General features: G+C 57.4%; 19 protein-coding genes. 11 read left to right on the top strand and 8 right to left on the bottom strand.

Features of this window, described 5'->3' with window-relative positions; genetic code table 11:
• Positions 1-65: 65 nt before the first annotated feature.
• The 4 genes from FHK95_RS14540 (at position 66) to bfr (ending at position 5,202) form a co-directional block, all read left to right on the top strand.
• Positions 66-2,093, top strand: a complete 2,028-nt coding sequence (locus FHK95_RS14540) for a TonB-dependent receptor (RefSeq protein ID WP_150305358.1) — start codon at positions 66-68, stop codon at positions 2,091-2,093.
• 168 nt (positions 2,094-2,261) lie between these two features.
• The gene (locus FHK95_RS20475) at positions 2,262-2,438 is read left to right on the top strand and encodes a helix-turn-helix domain-containing protein (RefSeq protein ID WP_150305436.1); all 177 of its coding nucleotides are present in this window, start codon (positions 2,262-2,264) and stop codon (positions 2,436-2,438) included.
• 156 nt (positions 2,439-2,594) lie between these two features.
• On the top strand, positions 2,595-4,640 hold the full coding sequence (locus tag FHK95_RS14530) for an acyltransferase family protein (protein ID WP_150305357.1): 2,046 nt from the start codon (positions 2,595-2,597) through the stop codon (positions 4,638-4,640).
• 97 nt (positions 4,641-4,737) lie between these two features.
• Positions 4,738-5,202 carry a bacterioferritin gene (gene bfr, locus FHK95_RS14525; protein ID WP_150305356.1) on the top strand — a complete coding sequence of 155 codons (465 nt, stop codon included), beginning with the start codon at positions 4,738-4,740 and terminating at the stop codon, positions 5,200-5,202.
• 72 nt (positions 5,203-5,274) lie between these two features.
• Here the strand turns inward: bfr and FHK95_RS14520 are convergent, their stop codons facing one another.
• Positions 5,275-6,279 carry a lipase secretion chaperone gene (locus tag FHK95_RS14520; protein WP_178114806.1) on the bottom strand — a complete coding sequence of 335 codons (1,005 nt, stop codon included), beginning with the start codon at positions 6,277-6,279 and terminating at the stop codon, positions 5,275-5,277.
• 43 nt (positions 6,280-6,322) lie between these two features.
• Positions 6,323-7,252 (bottom strand): esterase/lipase family protein, encoded by a 930-nt coding sequence (locus tag FHK95_RS14515; RefSeq protein ID WP_150305354.1) that lies wholly within the window; start codon positions 7,250-7,252, stop codon positions 6,323-6,325.
• Between the two features lie 288 nt (positions 7,253-7,540).
• On the opposite strand from FHK95_RS14515, the gene FHK95_RS14510 reads away from it, so the two are divergent.
• Positions 7,541-8,455: a helix-turn-helix domain-containing protein gene (locus FHK95_RS14510; protein ID WP_150305353.1), complete on the top strand. Its 915-nt coding sequence runs from the start codon at positions 7,541-7,543 to the stop codon at positions 8,453-8,455.
• 372 nt (positions 8,456-8,827) lie between these two features.
• Positions 8,828-10,834, top strand: coding sequence for a carboxylesterase/lipase family protein (locus FHK95_RS14505; protein ID WP_178114805.1), 2,007 nt, complete (start codon positions 8,828-8,830; stop codon positions 10,832-10,834).
• 54 nt (positions 10,835-10,888) lie between these two features.
• Here FHK95_RS14505 and FHK95_RS14500 read toward each other — a convergent pair whose 3' ends face one another.
• The gene (locus FHK95_RS14500) at positions 10,889-11,869 is read right to left on the bottom strand and encodes an ion channel (RefSeq protein WP_150305351.1); all 981 of its coding nucleotides are present in this window, start codon (positions 11,867-11,869) and stop codon (positions 10,889-10,891) included.
• Between the two features lie 190 nt (positions 11,870-12,059).
• Between FHK95_RS14500 and FHK95_RS14495 the strand changes: the two genes are divergently transcribed.
• From FHK95_RS14495 to FHK95_RS14485, 3 genes are all read left to right on the top strand, one after another.
• The gene (locus tag FHK95_RS14495; RefSeq protein ID WP_150305350.1) at positions 12,060-12,389 is read left to right on the top strand and encodes a four-helix bundle copper-binding protein; all 330 of its coding nucleotides are present in this window, start codon (positions 12,060-12,062) and stop codon (positions 12,387-12,389) included.
• Between the two features lie 278 nt (positions 12,390-12,667).
• Positions 12,668-13,954, top strand: a complete 1,287-nt coding sequence (locus tag FHK95_RS14490; RefSeq protein ID WP_150305349.1) for an acyltransferase family protein — start codon at positions 12,668-12,670, stop codon at positions 13,952-13,954.
• 64 nt (positions 13,955-14,018) lie between these two features.
• Positions 14,019-15,587: a glucan biosynthesis protein G gene (locus FHK95_RS14485; protein WP_150305348.1), complete on the top strand. Its 1,569-nt coding sequence runs from the start codon at positions 14,019-14,021 to the stop codon at positions 15,585-15,587.
• Between the two features lie 34 nt (positions 15,588-15,621).
• Here FHK95_RS14485 and FHK95_RS14480 read toward each other — a convergent pair whose 3' ends face one another.
• Both FHK95_RS14480 and FHK95_RS14475 read right to left on the bottom strand, forming a co-directional pair.
• A complete protein-coding gene (locus tag FHK95_RS14480) occupies positions 15,622-16,440 on the bottom strand; it encodes an aldo/keto reductase (RefSeq protein ID WP_150305347.1) in 819 nt (272 codons plus the stop codon).
• A gap of 128 nt (positions 16,441-16,568) precedes the next feature.
• Positions 16,569-17,273, bottom strand: coding sequence for a hypothetical protein (locus FHK95_RS14475; RefSeq protein WP_150305346.1), 705 nt, complete (start codon positions 17,271-17,273; stop codon positions 16,569-16,571).
• A 201-nt stretch (positions 17,274-17,474) separates the two neighbouring features.
• Between FHK95_RS14475 and FHK95_RS14470 the strand changes: the two genes are divergently transcribed.
• The gene (locus FHK95_RS14470; protein ID WP_150305345.1) at positions 17,475-18,044 is read left to right on the top strand and encodes a phasin family protein; all 570 of its coding nucleotides are present in this window, start codon (positions 17,475-17,477) and stop codon (positions 18,042-18,044) included.
• 30 nt (positions 18,045-18,074) lie between these two features.
• On the opposite strand, the gene phaR is transcribed toward FHK95_RS14470, so the two are convergent.
• Entirely contained in the window at positions 18,075-18,605 is a 531-nt protein-coding gene (phaR, locus tag FHK95_RS14465; protein WP_150305344.1) for a polyhydroxyalkanoate synthesis repressor PhaR, read from the bottom strand.
• A 260-nt stretch (positions 18,606-18,865) separates the two neighbouring features.
• On the opposite strand from phaR, the gene FHK95_RS14460 reads away from it, so the two are divergent.
• Positions 18,866-19,873 (top strand): AraC family transcriptional regulator, encoded by a 1,008-nt coding sequence (locus tag FHK95_RS14460; protein ID WP_178114804.1) that lies wholly within the window; start codon positions 18,866-18,868, stop codon positions 19,871-19,873.
• A gap of 16 nt (positions 19,874-19,889) precedes the next feature.
• Here FHK95_RS14460 and phaC read toward each other — a convergent pair whose 3' ends face one another.
• Both phaC and FHK95_RS20110 read right to left on the bottom strand, forming a co-directional pair.
• Positions 19,890-21,590, bottom strand: a complete 1,701-nt coding sequence (gene phaC / locus FHK95_RS14455; protein WP_178114803.1) for a class I poly(R)-hydroxyalkanoic acid synthase — start codon at positions 21,588-21,590, stop codon at positions 19,890-19,892.
• Between the two features lie 169 nt (positions 21,591-21,759).
• On the bottom strand, positions 21,760-22,023 hold a 264-nt coding region (locus FHK95_RS20110), incomplete at its 5' end, for a hypothetical protein (protein ID WP_206668584.1).

The raw sequence follows: 22,023 nt of genomic DNA, 5'->3' as shown, positions 1-22,023 counted from the left end.
TTTCGGAACGCGGTTAATTACAGGCAGCTGCAGGACAGGCAGCTGTCACGTTTGGAGATGTGCGAATGAACCGAAAGCTTCATCCCCTGGCCTGTGCGGTGTGGGTGGCTGTGACCGCACCTGCATTGGCGGCCGAGCCCGTTCAATTACCTGGAACAGTGGTCAGCGCCAGCGTGCTGAACCGGCAAAGCCATGAAATGACCACCCCGGTAGATGTATTGCAAGGTGACCGGTTGGTGCAAAGCCGCGAGGCCACACTCGGCGAAACCCTGGAGAGCGTGCCGGGAGTGCGTTCCAGTAATTTCGGCCCAGGGGTTGGTAGACCGGTGATTCGCGGACTGGATGGAGCACGGGTGAAGGTGCTGAGCGATGGGGTGGATGTGCTCGACGCCTCAACCGTCAGCCCGGATCATGCAGTGACCAGCGAGCCCTTGCTTGCCGAGCGGATAGAGGTGCTTAAGGGGCCGGCGACCTTGCTGTACGGCGGCGGTGCGATCGGTGGTGTGGTGAACGTGATCGACAGAAAGGTGCCTACCTACGTACCCGCTGAGGGCTATGAGGCCGACCTGGAACTGCGCGGTAACACCGTTGCTGACGAAACAATGGGTGCGCTAGGTGTGACGTTCGGCGCGGGGAATCTGGCGTTCCGTGTAGAAGGGATGAAGCGACAGGCGGATGAATACGAGATTCCAGGTTCCCCCGGCACGCAACACGGGTCCTACAACGACACCGACAGCTTTACCCTGGGAGGGAGCTTTATTGGTGAGCGCGGATATCTCGGCCTGGCCTACAGTGAGCAGCAACGTCGTTATGGGTTGTTAGCGCATGAACATGCTGACTGCCATACCCATGGCCTGCGGGACTGGCATTGCGCCGAGCACGACGAGGAGGAGGACCACGACGACCACGACCATGATGATCACGGTTCCGAGAGCGTCCCTTATGTTGATATGAAACAGAAACGTTGGGATGTGCGGGGGGAGGTGATGAATCCACTGCCTGGCTTTGAGCTGGCACGGCTGCGGCTCGGCCATAGTCAATATCGGCACGACGAGATAGAGGGAGGTGAGGTCGGTACGCATTTCAGCAGTGATGCCACCGATGCGCGGCTGGAACTGACGCATGCGCCTTTGTTGGGCTGGCGCGGCGTGGTGGGTGCGCAAACATTGCGCCGGGATTTCGAGACGCAGGGCGAGGAGATGTATGTTCCTCAGACATTGACCCGTAACCACGGCATCTTCCTGTTGGAGGCATTCGACGCGGGTGACTGGCGCTACGAACTGGCCCTGCGCCACGAATGGCAAAACATCGACGCTGCGGGCGCACCCGACACTCGCCATAGCGGAACCTCTGCATCAGCCGGAGCGGTATGGAACTTTGCTGACGATCACTCAGTGGGTTTATCTGTATCGCGTTCACAGCGGCTGCCCGCGGCCGAAGAGCTGTATGCAAATGGCCCGCACGCGGCGACTGGAACCGTCGAACTCGGCAACCCGGAGTTGCGCGAAGAGACGTCCCGTAACGCCGAACTGACTCTGCGGAAATTCGCTGGGCCAACAACCTACAGCCTGAGTGTTTTCCGCAACGAGGTGGACGACTTCATTCACGCCGCCGATACGGGGCGGGACATCGGCGGTGGGCAGCGTGAGATCGAGTATCGGCAGCGCGATGCTGTATTGGTTGGCGCGGAAGGTGAGGTGCGACATCAGTTCACCGGGGCTACAGCGCTGACAATCTTCGGCGATCACGTGCGCGGCGAGCTGAAGGGCGGCGACGACCTGCCGCGGATTCCGGCTGACCGTTTGGGCGCGCGCGTTGATCAGCGATTTACCTCTGCCGTTCAGGGGCAACTGGAGTTTTACCGCGTGCAGCAGCAGGATCATATTGCGCTATACGAAACCGAGACAGCCGGCTATAACATGCTCGGCGCCCGCTTGAGCTATAGCGGTGCGCTACAGAACGCTGAGTATCTGGTGTATGTGAAAGCCAACAATCTGCTGGATGAAAAGGCTCGACAGCACACCTCGTTCATCAAGGACGATGTACTGATGCCTGGCCGCAACTTCACATTAGGCGTGCGCTTCATGCTCTGACATCCGCGCAACCTGCACGCCGCCCACCGAGAGGGCGGCGTGCGCTTCGCGTTCTGCCATATAGGCGTTGGCGCGTTGCCACTTCTCGTTGCGCTTGCGGCCGCGCTCCGCGAATGCGGTGCCGCCCCCATCGCTGCAGGACGTCGCCTAAACTGGCGTTATGTGCTGATGCAGGTGCTGGTGTCCCACGCGCAGGAGCGTTTGCGCTCGCCGCGCATCAGCGTGCAACAAGTGGCAGACGAACAGGGTTACGCCGATCCCTCAAGCTTCTCTCACGCTTTCAAGCGCTGGACTGGGGTGTCGCCGGTGCAATTCAGGAGGGCAGCAAGGCCTCTCGGAACATGATGCGGGCCACGGGCGGCGGTGTTCCCTCTGAGCGGTGAATGCTCTCAAGCTGGGATTTCAAACGTCATGCGCTACAATGCCGGCCGAAATGGACGCTGCCGGGCGATGCGTGCAGCAACGCCCCTAGTGCTTCCTACTACATTTTGAAGCTGGCATATGACCAAACCACATTCAGATTTACTGTACCGGCCGGATATCGATGGCTTGCGGGCGGTCGCGGTACTGGCCGTTGTGATCTTTCATGCCTTTCCTGCAGCGCTTCCGGGCGGGTTTATCGGTGTCGATATTTTCTTCGTTATTTCGGGTTATCTGATCTCAACGATTATCTACAAATCACTGCAGGGTGAGCGTTTCAGCTACGCCGATTTTTACGCACGGCGGATACGCCGAATATTTCCACCGCTGATTCTGATGATCGCCACCACGCTTGCGCTGGGGTGGCACGTGCTGCTGCCTGTTGAGTATGCGCAGTTGGCCAAGCATTCGCTCGGCGGCTTTGGCTTTGTTGCGAACATAGTGCTGTGGCAAGAGACGGGCTATTTCGATACCGCGGCGGAGTTCAAGCCGCTGTTGCATCTGTGGTCACTTGGCGTCGAGGAACAGTTTTACCTGTTCTGGCCCGTGTTGGCGGTGGCTGCGTGGCGACTCAAGTGTCTGGGGTGGCTACTAATTGTGCTGCTCGCAGGCTCGTTTCTGGTCAATATTCTTAGCGTGGGGCCTAGCCCCGCAGCCGCGTATTTCCTGCTGCCTGCTCGGGCGTGGGAAATGCTTGCTGGCGCAGCGCTAGCCTGGGTTCAATTCCGGCATCCGGCGCGCTTGCTATTTTCATCCCGGGTCGCCACCGTACTGGCGGCACTGGGTATCACGCTCATTGGCGCAGGCCTGGTACTGATCGACAAGCACAACGCGTTCCCGGGCTGGTGGGCACTGTTACCGGTCGGCGGGGCTGTATGTTCGATCGCGTCGGGTGCCAGCAATCCGATCAACCGTTACCTGCTATCCAACCGCTTTATGGTCGGCATCGGTCTGATCAGTTTCGCCTTGTATCTATGGCACTGGCCTCTGCTGTCGTTGCTTCGTATCGTCAAGGGCGATGATGCGTCTACCTGGATGTTGCTGAGTGCTGTCGCTGTCGCATTCTGTCTGTCCTGGCTCAGCTATAAGCTTATCGAAACACCCATCAGGTCGAAAAAAGGATGGGTTCCGGTCACCGCATTGGTCTCGTTGTGCATTGTGCTAATGGGCGCATCGTCGAACATCTTCGTGCGTGACGGCTTGAATTTCCGGCTTAAGGACGCGCAGACGAAACTGGAAGCGCGTGCACTGGAGTGGCCAGACAGGCTGAAAGGCGATGAGGCGTGTGAAGGACTGTTGCCCGCAGGCATGAACCTCGACTGTCTGATTGAAGATCCGGCGCAGCAGCCTTCTGCGATGATCATCGGCGATAGCCATGCCAATCACTACTACTGGGGATTGGCGGAACAGCTCAAGCCGTTCGGGCTGAATCTTATGCAATTGGCAGTGGGCGGCTGCATGCCTTTTTACGGCGTTGCCGTTCGTGATGACGGGGAGCTTGATGAGTGTCGGGAACCCATGGGGCAAGCGCTGGATTACGCACTCTCTGCTAGTTCCGTAGAGACTATCTTTCTTGGTGGGCGATGGATGAGCTATGTGTCCGGCAGGGAGCTGAAGGATGGAGTGGATCACGTGTCGGATGCGCTGCAACTGCCCGACGACCCTGAATCCGGCGCGCTTGATCGCCAGGCGGTGTTCAGCAAAGCCATGAGGTCAACGCTGGACCGACTCGTTCAGTCCGGTAAACAGATCGTCTTCATGCATGCCGTTCCGGAAATGCCATTCCATACGCGGGAATGTATCAGCTGGAGCCCCAACCGCTTCGTCAGCCGTGTACCCAGGGAATCCTGTGCAGTGGATTACGCGGTGACGCGTGAGAGGGCCGGGGAATACCGACCCCTGCTCGATGAACTGCTCGCTGAGTACCCGACTGTTAACGTCTTTGATCCGACGCCGATGCTCTGTGACAGCGAACGATGTGATGCACGAGTTGATGGCGTACTGCTGTACCGCGATGATGATCACCTGTCACTGGAGGGCGCGCGCTGGGTTGGCCGGCAGACCGCCCAACAGCTGAAGTCCATCCTCGGCAGACCCGAGGTTGATAGCCTTTCTGTCGTGCGCTGAGTGGGGTGTGCTCCGGCCGGGCGAGCTTCTGTGGTGGCAATCCTGGCCGCGTCGGAGCACAATTCGCCGCAACAGAATCGGAGCCGGAGTCGTAATTATGCAGGGCAACCAGGATGTCATCAGCTGTCTCGTCGAGCTACTGCGCGGGGAGCTCGGTGCGCGGGATCAATATTTCCTGCATTCGCGTCTCTATGAGGATATGGGCTACCCAAAGCTCTATGAGCGCATCAACCATGAGATGGAAGAGGAAACCCAGCACGCCGACGCCATCCTGAAGCGTATTCTGTTCTTGGAAGGCAAGCCGGAGATGACTCCTGCAGCCATCCATCCGGGCTTTACCGTTCCCGATATGCTTGCGGCTGATCTACGGCTGGAATACGAGGTGCGCACCAATCTGGTCAGTGCCATCGCTCTGTGCGAAAAGCATAGCGACTACATCACCCGCGAAATCCTTGAGGTACAACTCAAGGACACCGAAGAAGACCACGCCTATTGGTTGGAGCAGCAACTGCGCCTGATCAAGCTGGTCGGCCTGGAGAATTATCTGCAGTCGCAGATGTAGGGATTAGTGCCACTCGCGACAGGTGATGGCTGGCTAGCAGAGCGGCGTGACGCCGCTCTGTTCCAGCTATCGTCAGTCGGTGGCCGCGGTCCGATCCAGCGCTGCGATCCGCCGCATTTCACGTTCGGTAAAGAATTGCTCACGTAGCTCGCGGAGTACGGCTTCATGCTCCTCAAGGGGCAGCGTGCCGGCGGCGAGCACGGCGTCTCGCTCGCGCTGGTAGGCTTCGACGCGACTTGCCCATTCGGCTCTTGCCTTATCAAGCTCACTCAACCTTTGCGCCGCTTCGTACCCAACCTGTTGTTCGCGCATTTGCTGGATGGCAGCCTCGGTTGCGCCTGCTGATCGCAGCGCTGCCGTGTCCTGACTCAGGCGCGTCATTGCCGTTGCCTGACGGCGTATTTCCTGCAAATGCGGCGGCAGCCTGTCTTCAAGTTCGCCATAGAGCCGCTCGCGTTCCGCTTCGCTGAGATGTTGATCAGCGGCAATACGCTGCTGCTCTACGATGATCTGTTCACGCGCTTCCTTGTCGCTAAAGAAAGCCTCGGCGAGCGGCGTTCCCAGCACGCTGCGGCGCAGACTGAAGAGCACGTCAAAAGTGCGCTGCAGATCACCTGCTTCATAACTATTCAGTTCGACCTGTTCCGCTTCCCGCAGATATTCCACGTACAGATCAAATGCATGCAGCGCTTCTTCTTGGGAGCCTGGGTTGATAGCTGCTGAGCGCAGGTGCTGATTCAGCGCTTCACGCGCAGCGGCTATGCGTTCCGGGGCACCCGCCATGCCGAGGAAGTGGTCGAACAGATGGCGCAGTTGCAGGCTGTACTGCAGCTCGCCGTCCGGGTGCAAGGTAATCCCGTCGATAACGTCGACGCCCTTGAGCAAAGCTGCGCCCGGGAGCGCATCAGAGGCGCGTGTTGCCGGTTTGTCAGCCGAAGGAGGATCATCAGTCGAGGGAGCGCCAATCGGTGCAAACGTCCTCTCAGTCTCCGTTTCAGCCTGGTTCCAGCTTCCAACCGCCACAACCAAAGCGACAGCGCTCGCCGCAGTCAGCGTCAGAATGATTCTATTGCTCATGGATAAATCTCCGGAGAGGGCACCGTTGCCGGTGCCCTGTGCGTTACATGCCTGCGTTACGCAGACGATTCGCATGCTGTCGCCAGACGGTGAGAGGGTGGGGCAAACCGAGCCCGACCAGTCCCGCGACCTGATTGTTTACATCCAGGTGATTCATCGGGTAATTGACGCTGATGATGTTGCCCAGCTTCTGACTACATACCGAGACCACGCCATCGTTGGGCTCCCCGAACCACTGCCCGGTAATCAGTAGCATGCTGTCCGTGAGATCCAGCACGTTGGTCAGCTGCCGGTCTCCACCCCAGGAGTAATAGCGCACGCCATTCACCTCGTGCGCGCCGTCATTCGCGCAGTAGCGGGAGGGTATACCAGCAGGGAAATCACGGTTGAAGGCCAATGCGCCTGCGGTCGACATTTGACTCGCCGCCGCCTGCGCGTCCTGCTCGTATCCACCGCCGGATAACGCATCAATGATCGATGAGAACGCATTGACCAAACCCATGGTGGCGCGGCTGGAGCCCAGCACATCGGCCATCGCGCTGCCCCAATTGACGCCGCCAGCGGAAGTGACCGAGGCGACGAGTTCCGGCCGCACGCCAGCTACATAACGAGCAGTCATTGAACCGTGGCTATGACCGATCAGGTGGACCTTTTCTGCGCCAGTTATGGCGAGAATGTCTTCCACCTGTGCGAGCAATTGTTCTCCACGGATCTCTGTGGCGTTGGAGGCGGCGACCTGGACAACATGCACCGACGCGCCATAACGCTCCAATGTTTCGGGTACGCCGTTGAAGTAATGGATCAAGGGACCGATGTTGTCGTAGCCAGCGAGCCCGTGAACAAGTACCAGGGGATAGCGGGTCTCGGTGTAGCCCTGAGCTTGCGCCTGCGCCGCTGCTGAAAGGGAGGTGATAGCGGTGAGGGCAAGCGCGCATAGGCCAAGCGCTTTTCCGGCTTTGTTTTTTACATGCATGGGATGTCTCCTGCTGATGCTCTCTCCCGGCCAGGTCTGGATTGGAGGCCGGGTCGCCCCGACTTGCATCCACTTATATCCACAAGGCATCTCAGAGTCCGGGCGAAGCATTATTGTTGTGATGGACAGCCGGGATTGCGGACTCTGGCCGAGCGCATAGTGCTGACGGGTTGTAATCTTCCTGGCAGAACAGGCGCCGGAGTCGATAGTTGACCCAATGCATTTGCAGGGATTGTATGCACTTGCGCTGAACCGTGGATTCGTACATGGCAAGGCGAGGAATGAGACATGCATCACGAAATGACCGGGTTGGACGACCAAGACATTCGGCCTTTTGGGCACCTTGCCCACATCCTCAAGGATCAGTTGTACTGGCTGGAACGCGGCCACCTGTTTACCAGTCCTTGCGTATCGGTGGGAATCAGTCAGCGCTTCTACGTGATGATTCTGATGAGTGCCTGTGCGACGCCGTTTCGGCTGCAATGTGGAGATTTTGACGAGCTGGTACAGGCGGTGGCGATCGCGCCAGGCGAGCTGCGCAAAGTCCATGCGCCGGGCATCAAATTGGTGAGCGTGCACCTGAACCCGCTGCATGAAGCCTTTCCTGCATTCGCGCGACTGCACGCGAGTGGGCCGCTGCAGCTAGAGCGCAACGCGTTCGCGCATCTGGATGAGGCGATGGATACAGCCTACCGGGGCGCACTCTCTGCCGAGGCGGCAACCAGATTGCATGACAAAATGGCTTCGATTGCCGCGCAATTGATGCCCGCCGCCAGGCATCTGGATCCGCGTATCGGCATCGTGATGACGATGCTCGAAGAGGAGGGGGATATTTCCCTGGAGGATCTGAGCAGCCGCCTCGGTCTGTCCTACCACTGGATGTCACGCCTGTTCTCCGACACGGTGGGCTTGCCGCTGCGTACCTATTGTCATTGGCTCAAGCTGCAGCGCGCGACGCGACTTTTACTCGAGTCCCCCGCGTTGGTAGAGCAGGTTCACCAACACGGTTACCTGGGAGCAGGTGGGGCACCGACAGTCTCTCTGACCGCGCTCGCCCACGACGCGGGCTTTACCGATTCGGCGCATATGGCACATACCATCAGCGAGCTGTGTGGCGGGCCCTTGTCACACTTCCTCTTTAGCGGAGATGTCCGTTTGCATCTGCCGGGCAAGCAGCGTACCTCCGATTACTTATGTGAATGATCGTTCACAAGAACGGGGCTGTGATATCGCCAGCGGTGTCTTTTGTCTCGAATCGTATTCGCACCATAGCTATGGATCGCAGCTTTTTTATGCTGTCGAGGCAGTACCTACGGGGATAATGGGTCCGCCCACGCCACGCTGAGCCGCCAATCCTCCGAGTCATAAATACAATCCGTCTCCGTGCAGTGTTTGCCTCATCCTCAAGGCACCAAGCGCCTGAACGGGCGACCGATGTTGCACGGGCAGAGCAGGGCACCTATCTTCGTCATCGAGTTGACGACGGTGCTTCGTAGGCGGCGGTCAGTTGCACCCCGGTGTGCAGTGCACCGAAGCTCGCATCAACTCCACAAAAACAATAAACCGGAGGTAGGTATGCACCAGTTGAGAATACCCAGAGCTGCTCGATCAGCACTGCTTGCTGTTTCTTTGTCGCCATTCCTGTTGCCTTTGGCAGGCTGTCTGGATGGTTCTTCAGGCTCTGATGATGACGAAGAGGTAACCAGCCGTACCGGCGTCTTTGTTGACAGTGCCGTAGCCGGGCTGGATTACAGCGGCGAAACGACAGGCGAAGGCATGACCAACCAGCACGGGGAGTTCTCCTATGTGGACGGTGAGAGGCTGACGTTTTCAATCGGTGAGCTTGAGCTGGGCTCGGCGCCAGGCAGCGATATTTTGACACCACTGAGTATTGTCGAGGGGGCAACGGCTGTCGAAGATCAGCGTGTGACCAATATGCTGGTCCTGCTGCAATCGCTGGATGCTGACGGCAACCTCAACAATGGCATTCAGCTGAGCGAGCCGATCAGAGAAGAGATTTCATTGAACGCAGGCAGCATTTTACTGGATCAGTCTCCTGAGGATTTCAGTGCTGCGCTGACTCCGCTGCTTGCGCGACTCGAAGCAGCTAATGCGTTTTCCGATACTGACCCGCGGGCACGCAAAGCGGCGTCCGCGGCCGACGCGCGCGAGCATTTTGCTCGCTCAACCAGCCCGCGACAGGTAGTCGAAACAACCGGCGGGCAATTGCGGGGTTTTGAGGCAGATGAATCATCCTGGCAATTTCTCGGCGTTCCCTATGCGCAGCCACCGCTGGGCGATTTGCGCTGGAAGGCCCCGCAACCAGTGAGTCCCTGGGAAGGCATACGCGAGGCAGTAAGCTGGAGCGATCAGGCTGCACAAAATCCCGCGCTGGAGCGTTTCGGGGAAGGCGGTATGAGTGAAGACTCGCTCTATCTGAACATTACCGCTCCGAAGGATGCCAGCGATCTGCCGGTCATGGTCTGGTTCCACGGCGGCGGATTCACCTCATTAACCAGTAACACCAAACCCTTCAATAATCCTCTCGCAGTCGCCAGTAAGGGTGTGGTCCAGGTATCGGTCAATCATCGACTCGGGCCGTTCGGATACATCGCGCATCCTGAACTCAGCGCGGAGAGTGGTTACGGCGGCTCGGGCAACTATGGGCAGATGGACCTGATCATGGCGCTGGAGTGGGTGCAGGACAACATCTCTGCTTTTGGCGGCAATCCCGACAACGTGACGATCTTTGGAGAGTCGGGGGGAGGCCGCAAGGTGTTGTCACTGATGGCGTCGCCCAAGGCTGCCGGGTTGTTCCATCGGGCGATCAGCCAGAGCGGCACGCTGTATCCGGATACCCGCGGTCTGGAGGCGGCAGAAGCGATCGGCAGCGAGCTGCAAGCACAATTGGAAGCGACCTCTATTGATGAGATGCGCACGCGCACCTGGTTGGAGGTGGTTTCCGCGGCGGCGACAGTGGTGCCGTACACCAACGTAGACAACCACTACCTGCCGGCGACCGAGCGCGTCAGTTTCGAGACGGACGCCGATAATGATGTGCCATTCATGTTCACCGTGAACACCAATGACACTATCGACCCCATCAATACGGTCAAGAACGTATTCCCATGGTTGGCGCCGCTTAACAGCGAACCCACCTATGCGACGCTGTTCAGCCACCAGCCGGCTGGCTGGAAGGCCCGGGGCGTGGAGGCGTATCACGGCGCTGAACTGGCTTACATGTTCAATATGCCGCAAAGCGTGATCACGCACTATCTGCTTGGCTTGGTGATTGATCCGGCGACAGGTGAGTCGTTGGTCATCGGTGACCTTAACGGGAATGGCGTATCGGGATCGGCAGGAGACCCTGCTGACATCTTCGCATCAGCCGGTTTTGACGCGACCGATTCGCAGGTGATCGATCGAATGCTGACGATCTGGACCAATTTCGCCAAGACAGGTGATCCCAGCGTTGCGGGGGAAATCGAGTATCCGCAGTACGACGCTGAAACCCAGCAATACGTGGAGCTTAGCGACATAGCTGAGGCAAAGTCCGGGATTGCCGACGTGTTTGTCGAGTGAGCCTTACTCGATACTCTCGATAACTACAGGCGCTGGGCACTGTTTTAGCGTGAGCTATTTCACTGCCCAGCCGTCCTCGTCACAGAGCGCGAGCAGCCGACGACGCAGTGGAAGATACTCCTCGAACGCTGCCGCGAATTGGCTTTCATTCATCTCGAAGTCAAGTCTGGCTGCGACGTTCGAGAGCCTGCGTCGCTCAGACTCGGAAGAACTCTCATAGGTGTTACCGGCACGGCTGAACTGGAGAAAGTTGTCGATGCTGCTGCGCAGCACTGCAGTGATCCCTTTGAACGAGCCGGAGCGGTCAAGACCAAGCAGGAACACCGTGTCACCCAGCAGTAGTAGCCCTCGGGCGGGTGAGAGTTCGGGCTGGGTGGCGTGGAAGTATTTCAGGACGGGGAAGGCTAGATGACGCAGCCCTTGAAGGTCGATGGTTGAGGAAAGATCCAGAAGATAATTTTTCAAGGAGCCCTGCGAATCGGTGAGGTTTGCGTTCTGGATGATCTCCTCTTCGCTGCTTCCCATCGCGAAGATTGATGTCGCCAGACTGCGCCGCTGAATCGCCGCAGAGACGACGGACAGTACGTAGGACAGTGAAACGGTCAGCACGATAGTGGCAGCCAGGGTTGCCAGGGTGCTGATGAATGTCCAGGGTGGTCCAGACGGCACCCAGTCGCCATAGCCAAGGCTGGAAATGGTCGTGCTGGTGAAATACAGCGTTTGGATGAGATTCGCTGGTGCGGACGTCGTACCGTCGATCACAGAACCAGGATAGGCAATAAACAACAGAAAGGCGGCCAGCCCCAGCAGCAGATACCAGGATACGATGCTCAGCAGAATCATCGCCGGGCCAGCAAATTTCAACGCCGCGTGAATCGGCCAATGTTGGTGCACGCTCAGCAGCAGTTTCCAGATGCCGCGAAAAGCCAGACGGCTCAATGGTCCAGCCCCGCCGGTACTGAACACGGTAACGAATTGATCCCACAGCGTTAAGCCGGCGATGAGTGCGGCGATCAAGACCAATACTATTTCCACAGTGCACCTCTGACAGTCATTCCTGCTTGTGACTGCTCAGGCCTGTGCGCGTTCGATGTTTAATTAAGGGACCTCTCCCTGCCCATGATTGAGCTTTCCATCCCAGCGACGAACGATGAAACCTGTTCGCGGATGCCCTGTCCCACGCTATGAGTCATTTACTGGCCCATTCCGAGAGAGGAGTTGATCAATGACCAATAGCATGTACGAAGCCTGTATTCAGGCCTGTCTGAAGTGTGCAGTAGCGTGCGACACCTGCGCCGCGTCCTGCCTGCGCGAAGACGACGTGAAGATGATGGCACGCTGCATCCAGACGGATATGGATTGCGCGGACGTTTGCCGGACAGCGGCTGCGCTAATGGCCCGCGATAGCGATTTCGCCAAAGCGTTCTGCAAGGTATGCGCGCAGGTATGTCGCGCCTGTGGCGAGGAGTGCAAGCAGCACAAGGCCGAGCACTGTCAGCGCTGCGCTGAAGCCTGCATGGCGTGTGCTGACGAGTGTGAACGTATGGCTGCGTAAAATTTACCGGCACGGGCAATGCAGCCAGCGCAGGCTGCATTGTCACTTCTCCTTCTACTCCCTATTCGTCCCCGCCAACTTCGATTCGTATGAAACGGTTCACAGATGAGTCACGAGGTTCGATGCGTTGGTCGGGTTTATGGAACGGATTTAGCTGACCCGGCGTCCGAAGTGCATCGTTTGACCATTCACGACCTGCCCTGACAGCCTGAGACCGCCACCCTGATGACTTTCCATATTGCTTTTCCCGTAGCTGTTCTTCAAAAACAACCGGTTGGATGATGCGCACGCGTTCCGAACATTTTATCGGCTTGGAGTGGTTACGGTTTCTGTTGGGCCTATACATCGTCATCTTTCACACGCTGCACAATTACCCGGAGCACAAGCTCCCCTTGATCGAGCAACTGAGCGGGGTCGGATTCTTTGCCACCAGCGCATTCTTCGTCCTGTCAGGTTTTCTGCTGACACATGTGTATTGTCGTAACGGTCAATTACGGGAGCCTGCGGGAAGCTTTCTGTTCAAGCGTTTCGCCAATCTCTATCCGTTGCATCTGTTTTCATTGGCACTGACCGTTGCAGTGATCTTCATCATCAGCCAGCTGGCGATACCGCCAGACGATCTGAAAGCCAGTGTGCGTTTCGTGGTGTACGACACCAATGAGGATCTGGCGGGCGCGTCACGCAGCGGGCTCGAACACTGGATGGGCGATGCTGAGCTACTACTGAATTCAACGCTGCAGTTGCTTATGCTGCAGGCCTGGAATCCCTATTACCTCACCTTCAATCCGCCGCTTTGGTCCATTTCCGCGCTGTTTTTCTTCTATATGACATTCCCGTTCCTCGCGCCGCGATTAATGGCGCTGAACAACAAGCATCGATGGCTCGCAGCGCTGACTCTGGTATATCTCCTGCCGCCGGCCTGGGTGATATACCACCAGGAACTGGGCATGCCGTTCACCGGGATACTGCACAGAATGCCGTTGGTGCGCCTGCCAGAGTTTCTGGCTGGCATTTTGCTCTATGGTTTGTTCCGCCAGATGCAGGATGCCGGTCGCGCGCCACGGTTGGCGGGCAGGGTGGTGATGGGCGTTTTTGTGCTGGCCTGTTTTCTCGGAGCTGCCTGGTTGGTTCAGGGTGCGCAATTCTGGTACTTCCTGCTGCATAACGGCCTTCTGCTGCCGGCGCAGCTGGTATTGATCTACCTCTGCGCACTGATCAGGCCCGTGAACAGCGAATGGTTGCGAACCTGGTCGCAGCGTCTGGGCACCGCTTCCTTGCCGATGTTTGTACTGCATGTGCCAGCGTTCACGCTGTTTTCTCGGTCGGAGAAGGTGCTTGGCGTGGTGTCTCAGGAGTGCTTTGTTGATTGGTCGGCGTGCGCGGTGGCGGCGGGGGATCAGGCGCTTTCCATCGCCTATTACCCACTGTATCTATTACTGACCGTGGTGCTGTGTTTGCGCGTGCAGGAAAGGGCCGTCGTGCCGGTGCGGCAATATCTGGTTGCGAAATACCGCACACCTGGCGCAGCTGTTGCGGTGAACGAAACCAGGTCGTCTGCATCCTAGTCAGCGTATGCAAGGCCCGTTGGCGGGTACGCTTTATTATTTTTCCAGTTAGGGGACTACCGTAATGCTCTCGCGCACCAGGGTTGCTGTGCGCAGCAAACCTATTTTCTGTTTGATCTCGTTGGCTTCGGCTTCACTTTTCAGTACTTTCCAGGCCCACGCCTTTTCGCTGGATGAGGTGGCCGCCGAAGCGCGGGCACTGGTGGACAAGCCCTATGTTGAGCCAGCCAGTAACCTGCCGCCTGAGTTCAGCGAGATGAAGTTTGCTGACTACCAGAAAATGCAGCCCAAGCCTGAAAAATTTGAATGGCGAGAGCAGGACACGCCGTTCAAGCTGGCTTTCTACCATCAGGGCATGCATTTCAACACGCCGGTAAAGATCAACGAGATCGTCGACTCCAAGGTGGAGGAGATCAACTACGATCCCGAGAGCTTCGATTTCGGCGACATGAGCTTTAACCAGCAGAGCACCAGTCAACTGGGCTATGCCGGGGTGCGGGTGCTCTATCCGATCAACCAGCCGGGGAAGGAAGACGAGGTGATGAGCATCCTTGGCGCCAGTTACTTCCGGGTCATCGGCAAGGGCCATATCTACGGACTGTCCGGACGTGGTCTGGCCGTCGATACCGCACTGCCCGAGGGTGAGGAATTTCCGGCGTTCCGCGAATTATGGATCGAGCGGCCTGAGCCTGACGACACTCATATGGTGTTCTACGCGCTGATGGATTCGCCTAGCGTGACGGGTGCGTACAAATTCACGCTGGGGATCGGTGACGATGCGGTGCTTGACGTGGAATCGAAGGTATTCATGCGTGAGGACGTCAATAAGGTTGGCATCGCGCCGCTGACCAGCATGTTCCTGTTCGGCCCCAATCAGCCTTCACCCACCGCAAATTTCCGCCCTGCGATTCATGATTCAAACGGCCTGGCCATTCATACCGGCAAGGACGAATGGTTATGGCGGCCGCTGAACAACCCTGAGCAGGTATCAGTGAGCACCTTTGAAGTCGAAAATCCGCGCGGCTTCGGCCTGTTGCAGCGTGGCCGGGATTTCTCTGATTTTGAGGATCTGGAAGACCGCTACGATCTGCGGCCCAGTACCTGGATAGAGCCGGTCGGCGATTGGGGCAAGGGCAAGGTCGAGCTGGTGGAAATCCCGACCGCGGATGAAACCAACGACAATATCGTGGCTTTCTGGACGCCTGACGAGCTTCCGGCAAAAGGTGAATCGCTGGATTTTGCGTACAGCATGCGCTGGACGACCAACGAGCCAGCATTGCTTGATGATGACATTGCCTGGGTTAAGCAGACGCTGCGCACGCCCGGTGAAATCAAGCAGAGCAACCTGATCCGTCACCTGGACGGCAGCACCGGTATGCTGATTGATTTCGAGGGTCCAGTGCTTGCTCAATTGCCAGGTGATGCGAATGTCACGCCCGAGGTGAGTGTCGGCGAGAACGCCGAGGTGCTCGAGACGCTACTGCAGCGCAACCCCGTTACTGAAGGCTGGCGTATGACGCTGCGGCTGCGGGTCAAAGATACGCAGCAGCCCGTCGAGATGCGTGCGGCGCTGGTGAGCGGCAGCAAGAGTCTGACCGAGACCTGGAGCTACCAGATTCCGCCGAGTACCTGACCTTTCTGGCAGGTTCAACCGCTGAAATTGGCACTTAGACCATATCTAGTGGCTGCTTGCGGCGCGGCGGCGGGAACGCCTTATCAATGAGTGCGAAATCCTTGTCGCTGAGTTGCAAGTCGGCGACGGCCGCATTGAGTTTCAGGTGATCCGGGTTGCTTGCCTTGGGAATGGCGATCACGCCGTCCTGGCGTAACGCCCACGCCAGTGCAACCTGAGCCGTCGTCACGGCATGCCGTTTGGCGACATCGCGCAGCGCTGGATGCTGCAACAGGCTCCCGCCCTGACTCAATGGACAGTAGGCCATAACCGGCATGCCCTGTTCCTGCTGCCAAGGGAGCAGATCGTATTCGATGCCGCGGGACTCGGGGTTGTAGAGCACTTGATTGGTCGCGCAGCCTGGGGGCAGTTGCTGCATGTCATCCAGATCGAAGTTCGACACGCCCCACGCCTTGATCTTGCCCTGCTCACGCAGTGTTTCGAACCCCGCTATGGTTTCGCTCAAGGGATGTTGGCCAGGCCAATGCAGCAGATAGAGATCGATCATATCCGTTCTCAAACGCTGCAAGCTGCGCTCGCAGGCCTGAATAACGCCGCTCCGGCTGGCATTGCTCGGCAAGACCTTGCTGGTCAGAAATACCTGCTCGCGCTGCCCAGCGATGGCCTCACCGACCACGTCCTCCGCGCCACCATCGGCGTACATTTCAGCGGTATCGATCAGCGTCATGCCGAGTTCCAGGCCTTGCCGCAATGCGGCTATTTCGGCGCCGCGTTGCCCCGCGCGCTCACCCATATGCCAGGTTCCCTGACCGATTGCGGGCAGGTTGGTGTCGGCCAGTTTGATCATCTTCATATCGTGTTTCCCAGTGTCTACTACGCTCGAGGCAATGTGAGAGTGACTCAGGCCTGCCTGTAAGCGAAGCCCATCAGGCAGGCGTCGTCAACTTACGCAGCGTGATGGGCTTGGCTTGAGCGTTTGGTTCAGGACTGGGGATCGGGATTTTTGTCCGAGTTGGCGGCTAGCGCCTCGGCGTCGTCAGCAGATGTCGGCTGGGCGATGGCAGCCGCCTGCGTATGCGGCGTTGCCGCCGAACCAGCTTTGGGCATTTTCAACGGCAGCGGTGGGGTGGGGACTGCCTGTTTCGCCGTCTCCGCGGAGGCGTTTTTACCTGACGTGTTATTCGCCGGTTTGCGCGCCTTGGAGGTCGTCTTGGACGCACCTTTGGTTGACGGCGTCTTGGGTTTGGTCGCACGTCTGGACGCTGCAGCCTTAGGCGTAGGCACAGGTTGCGTAACCGTCTCCTCAGGATTGGATTCGGCTTCGATAGCGGGCTGAGGCTTGTCTGTATCCGGCTGCTTGGTATCGTCCAACGCTGGCTTTAGTGGTGACGGCACGGTCGGAGCGAAGAAGCTGTCCAGCCAATATTGGGTGGTGGCAGCCTGGATCTCGCAGCAGGCATTAATGAGACCGAGCGTTTGCTGGGCAACCACATCTTGCCAATCCTGCGGGGTAGGAGCCTGCAATCGGCTCCCGATTAACGTTTGAAACAAACCTTGCTGGCACCGATCCACTGCGGATAACAGGCTGTACTGCAACTGATCATGCAAGCGGGCCGATCGATCCCAATGGGCTCTGAGCAAGGAAAGGGGTTCTTGTTGCTCTGCAAAATATTCGTGGTGAATCACACTCGCTTCCTCTCTTGATTACCCTAGGCGGAGGCAGTTGACCCCCTATGGTTGTTAGTGCGTGGGGTGTCGATGCGCTTAAAGCTGAAGATTGTGCGCTGCACAAAAAAAGCTTGCAAGAGCTTTTGTGCAGCGCAACAATCGGTTCATGCAATGACTTATGTCGATTGCTTCGTCCAATCCCCTTGAGGAATGAACCCTATGTCATTTATCCAAAGCGAAAAATTGCAGCAAGCCCAGAAGGCGAATCTGGAGCTGCTCAAAGAGATCAGCAGTACGATGGTCAGCAGCGTAGAGCAGCTCAGTCATTTACAATCCAGAGCGCTGAATTCGGCCGCCGAGGAACAGTTCGAAACCTTGGGCAAACTGATGGCTGTTCGTGATCCGCAGTCATTTGTCGAGCTTCAGACGTCATTGTTAAACCCGACCGCCCAGGTCGAACGTTTGATGGAGTTTAATCGCCAGGTATATGAAGTGGTCTCGGGAACGCAATCGGAAATTGTTCGGTTGACGGAAAAGCAGATCGAAGCGGGCGCTCAGCACGTGCAGGAGATAGTTGAGGACATTGCGAAGAGTGCGCCCGCTGGCGCGGAGCCCGTCGTGACTACCCTGAAAGCCGCTGTGAAAAACGCTGAGGTGGTATACGAGAACGTGCAGAAGGCCGCCAAGCAAGCTGCCGAGTTTGCACAAAGCGGCGTGGCCGCGGCGGCTTCAGCTGCCGGGCAAGCCAACCGCAATGGCGCCCATGGAGCCGCCGGACCTGCTCAGTAACGCGCCGAGGTGATGCGAGTGGCGGTGGGGTTATTCCTCATCGCCTTTTTTTTTGTTTGGTTCGTCACGATTTGTTGGCTTGTCTACGCCGCCAAATACGTTAAAGAGGTCTTGTGGGCTGCGATGCATTTTTCCTGTTTGCTCTAGATATTGACGCATAAGATCCTGCATCACCGGGACCTGCTTCTGCATGAACTCGCTCCAGACTTGTGAGGTCTGAACCCCTGCTTGTGCCTGGGCCTCGAGAATGCCCTGAATGCTGCGATCCAGGTAATCGCCCAGCATGCCTTGATAAGGGCCATAGGAGCGAATGATGCTTTGCAGCATATCGCTCGAGAAGATCGGCTCGCCCTCGTTCTCGGCTTCCTGGATGATCTGCAATAAAATGGAGCGCGTAATATCCTCACCGCTCTTGGCATCGACCACCTGAAAGGGCACCTGCTCAACCACCAGACGACGGATATCGGCCAGCGTGAGATGGCGGCTGGTATGGGTGTCGTACAGGCGGCGATTGGGATACTTCTTGATCAGCCGGGTGGGGTTTTGAGTCTGGTCTGACATCTGCTGCTCATCGAATTCGGTTAGTGCCGTACTGTACCTTAACCGGCGTCGTGCATCACTGTGGTCAGAGTGCCATCAGTGCTTTGGTAGGCTTGTCCGACTAATCTTCTTGTATACATTCTCGTGGCATTGTCGAATAACTTGCAGACATCGTTTTGCAGCATGGGGCAGCGACAATCTGTCCGGGCGCAAAGTACCTGGAATCTGTCTGAGTGCAGCCGCATTGCATGGCTGCCTCGTGTCGATCGATGAGGTCAGATATGTACAGAGTCAGCTCAGGCTATGTAGGTCTCTTAATCAAAACACTGCGAGCCGAAGGGTTGGATGTCGACGGATTATCCGCAGGCGCCGGTCTGGATTTGCGCAATCTGAAAGACAGCAACGCGTTCTACCCGCGCAACAAGGTGTATCGGCTGGTTGAGCTGGCTTCGGAACAGGCGCCCTCAGATGTGGGATTAAGGGTGTATCCTAGCCTGGCTCCGGGACATATGCTGTTGGTTGGCTACGTGATGATGTCCAGTGCCACCCTGCAGGACGCCCTGAATAACCTGTGCCGTTACTGTGCGCTATTGAGCAACGGCGAGTCGATTACGCTCACCGATACCGTTGGCGGGATGCATCTGCAGATTCATGAGCTACCGGAAGCGGCGGCCCCAATGCCGAGAGCCTATGCGGATCTGAAAGTGGCCGCCGCGCTGGCTTTTTTGCGCTGGCTGGCAGGCGGCCAGACATTGCGTCCGCTGGAGGTTGATTTCACCTACCCGGCGCCCGCTGACCTGACGCCGCATCGTTCCTTTTTCGATTGTTCGCTGCGGTTCGGAATGCCGTCAATGGGGCTGCTGTTTGACCGCCGCGATTTGCAAATGCCGCTTAGTACCGCAGATGAAATGCTCGCCACGCTGCATAGTGAGATTGCCGAAGTCCGTCTGAGAGATATCAATCTGAGCCCTTTACGTAACCGCGTACGCGCGTTGATCATGGAGCATCTGAGCCGTGGTGATTGTGATATCCATACCATTGCGGCGGATCTGTGCGTCAGCAAGCGAACGCTGCAGCGGGGTCTGGAAAAAGAGGGGGTCCAGTTCAAGGAGGTGATCGATGAAGCGCGCCAACAGATGGCTGACTATTATCTCCGCCGGACTCGGTACAGTCTGGCGGAAATCGTCGATCGGCTAGGTTTTTACGATCAGAGCAGTTTTTATAAAGCCAGCACCCGCTGGTTTGGCATGCCCCCGGGTCGTTACCGAGAACATGCCGCAGCCGGCTAAAAGAGGGGCGATCACCTCACTCCTTGACGTAGCGGCCCGGCGCCGGCTCGATGGGAGGATAGTTTTCCGAACCTAGGGTCTTGCGTGCGGCAGAACGCGTGCCTCCATGTTCAGCCAGCCATTCGAACCAGTCGGTCCACCAGCTGCCAGGATGTGACTGCGCTGTATCAAGCCAGGCATGGTGGTCTTCCGGTAGCTCGGTATTGGTCCAGTACTCGCGTTTTTTGCGCGCAGGCGGATTGATGATCCCGGCAATGTGTCCAGAGGCGCCAAGGACGAAGCGTTTCTCGCCGGCGAGGAGTTTGGTACTCGCATAAGCGCTATCCCAGGGCACGATATGATCTTCCTTGGTCCCGACCAGATAGGCGGGCATGGTCAGAGCGCGTAGGTCGAGGCGCTCGCCACAGCACTCAAGATCGCCCGATTTGAGGTCATTCTGCAGATAGGTGTGGCGCAGGTACCAGCAATACATGGGGCCGGGGAGGTTGGTACTGTCGTTGTTCCAGAACAACAGGTCGAGCGGAGCGGGTTTCTCTCCTTTAAGGTACTTCTCTGACGTGTAGTTCCACCAGAGCTCATTGGGTCGCAGCATGGAAAAGGTATTACCCATATCTTCACCGCGAAACACACCGGTCGGGCCTCCTTGGCCGCCGATGGTGCGCTCGCGATAGGCGACGAGCTCTTCATCAACGAATACGTCTATCTGCCCGGTGTTCTTGAAGTCCAGGAACGTGGCCAGAAGCGTCAGACTGGATATATCGCGATCACCCCGAGCTGCCAGAACGGCAAGGGCTGTGCTGAGCAAGGTGCCACCGACACAATAACCGACGCAGTTAACGTGGCGCTCGCCGCTGATTTCCCGCGTGATCTCCAGCGCGTTTATTATTCCATCCTGAATCTGGTCGTCCCAGGTGATGTGGGACTGCTCCTGACTAAAGTTGCGCCAGGACATGATGAATACCGGATGTCCCTGTTCGAGCAGATGCCGCACCAGTGACGTCTCCGGACGCATATCAAGGATGTAGTACTTATTGATCGACGGCGGGACGATCAAAACCGGTCTCTGATACTGGGTATCGGCCATCGGATAGTACTGTAGAAGCTGGAATTGCTCGTTCTCGTATATGACTTCACCTGGAGTGGTCGCCAGATCCACGCCCACGGTGAAATCACCTTTATCGCATTGCCGCAATTTGCCTTCGCGCATGTCACTCGCCAGGTGCAACATCCCCGTATAGAGGCTGGCCCCCTGGGTCTCGAACATCTTGTGTAGTGCTTCGGGGTTGCTTGCCAGAAAATTGCTGGGTGCGCAGGCGGCAATGGTTTGCTCCATCAGATAGAGCAAGCGCCGACGTGGCTTGTCCGCGTCGATGGGCATAGCGTTCACCAGGCGGAGCAGAAAATCTGAATTCAGCAGATAGTAGGCGGCGATCGAGCCAAATAACGGCTCACTCCATTTGTCATTGGCGAAGCGCCGGTCACTGAAAGCGAAGGGTTGGCGGGTTATCAATTGCTGGCCCAGGCTGACCCACTGTTGATTGTATTCTGACTGAAGCTCCGACAAGGTTTCGCTTGGTACGTTGAACCACGCATCAACGTCATGCCCTTTGAACCAGGGGTGGGCACTGAGCCAAAGCCGGAGTTGTTGCAGGGTCGCGTTCGCGTTGAAAGGCGTATTGCTGGTCCAGTACTGGCTGAATGGTTGTTGAGGAATCATTTTTTAATCCAGTGATAGTCGATGCCCGAGACAGCGCTCAAGGCGTTCGAGGGTTATCTGCTCACTTGAAAGCGGATTTTCCTGTTCGCTCTACTGGTAAATCCAACGTAGGGGTGTAAGCAGTAGATAACCTTTCCGATGACCAGATCTCGCGCTTCCGCCTATATCTCTATATAGAAGGAGTCCGAATAAGACTTCTCATCCGCCGCGCATCGCCCATGGTGTCGTCGATGCTGCGGTCACTCACTGTATATTCATCGATGGACGTTACGGAGGTAGTGTCTGCAGGTGTCACAGAATTGCCCGGCAGCGCCAATATGCTGACCGGTGGAGCGGAGATCATCAATAAATTGGCATTTTTGATCTGTAATCTGGCGTTGACAAGGTGAGCATAAAGCGTAGAATGCGCGGCTCTGCGAAGGACTGGCTGGAT

This window comes from Pseudomonas saliphila, from assembly GCF_008638345.1.
Taxonomy (GTDB): domain Bacteria; phylum Pseudomonadota; class Gammaproteobacteria; order Pseudomonadales; family Pseudomonadaceae; genus Halopseudomonas; species Halopseudomonas saliphila.
This window is presented reverse-complemented; position numbering and strand designations above follow the sequence as displayed.

Excerpts from the sequence above, each read along its gene's own strand:
- FHK95_RS20475 (WP_150305436.1), top strand. The coding sequence starts at position 2,262 with ATGCAGGTGCTGGTGTCCCACGCGCAGGAGCGTTTGCGCTCGCCGCGC.
- FHK95_RS14485 (WP_150305348.1), top strand. The coding sequence starts at position 14,019 with ATGCTCTCGCGCACCAGGGTTGCTGTGCGCAGCAAACCTATTTTCTGT.
- FHK95_RS14520 (WP_178114806.1), bottom strand. The coding sequence starts at position 6,279 with ATGAGCAATAGAATCATTCTGACGCTGACTGCGGCGAGCGCTGTCGCT.
- phaR (WP_150305344.1), bottom strand. The coding sequence starts at position 18,605 with ATGTCAGACCAGACTCAAAACCCCACCCGGCTGATCAAGAAGTATCCC.
- phaC (WP_178114803.1), bottom strand. The coding sequence starts at position 21,590 with ATGATTCCTCAACAACCATTCAGCCAGTACTGGACCAGCAATACGCCT.
- FHK95_RS14510 (WP_150305353.1), top strand. The coding sequence starts at position 7,541 with ATGCATCACGAAATGACCGGGTTGGACGACCAAGACATTCGGCCTTTT.
- FHK95_RS14505 (WP_178114805.1), top strand. The coding sequence starts at position 8,828 with ATGCACCAGTTGAGAATACCCAGAGCTGCTCGATCAGCACTGCTTGCT.
- FHK95_RS14490 (WP_150305349.1), top strand. The coding sequence starts at position 12,668 with ATGATGCGCACGCGTTCCGAACATTTTATCGGCTTGGAGTGGTTACGG.
- bfr (WP_150305356.1), top strand. The coding sequence starts at position 4,738 with ATGCAGGGCAACCAGGATGTCATCAGCTGTCTCGTCGAGCTACTGCGC.
- FHK95_RS14540 (WP_150305358.1), top strand. The coding sequence starts at position 66 with ATGAACCGAAAGCTTCATCCCCTGGCCTGTGCGGTGTGGGTGGCTGTG.
- FHK95_RS14530 (WP_150305357.1), top strand. The coding sequence starts at position 2,595 with ATGACCAAACCACATTCAGATTTACTGTACCGGCCGGATATCGATGGC.
- FHK95_RS14460 (WP_178114804.1), top strand. The coding sequence starts at position 18,866 with ATGTACAGAGTCAGCTCAGGCTATGTAGGTCTCTTAATCAAAACACTG.
- FHK95_RS14470 (WP_150305345.1), top strand. The coding sequence starts at position 17,475 with ATGTCATTTATCCAAAGCGAAAAATTGCAGCAAGCCCAGAAGGCGAAT.
- FHK95_RS14495 (WP_150305350.1), top strand. The coding sequence starts at position 12,060 with ATGACCAATAGCATGTACGAAGCCTGTATTCAGGCCTGTCTGAAGTGT.
- FHK95_RS14515 (WP_150305354.1), bottom strand. The coding sequence starts at position 7,252 with ATGCATGTAAAAAACAAAGCCGGAAAAGCGCTTGGCCTATGCGCGCTT.
- FHK95_RS14480 (WP_150305347.1), bottom strand. The coding sequence starts at position 16,440 with ATGAAGATGATCAAACTGGCCGACACCAACCTGCCCGCAATCGGTCAG.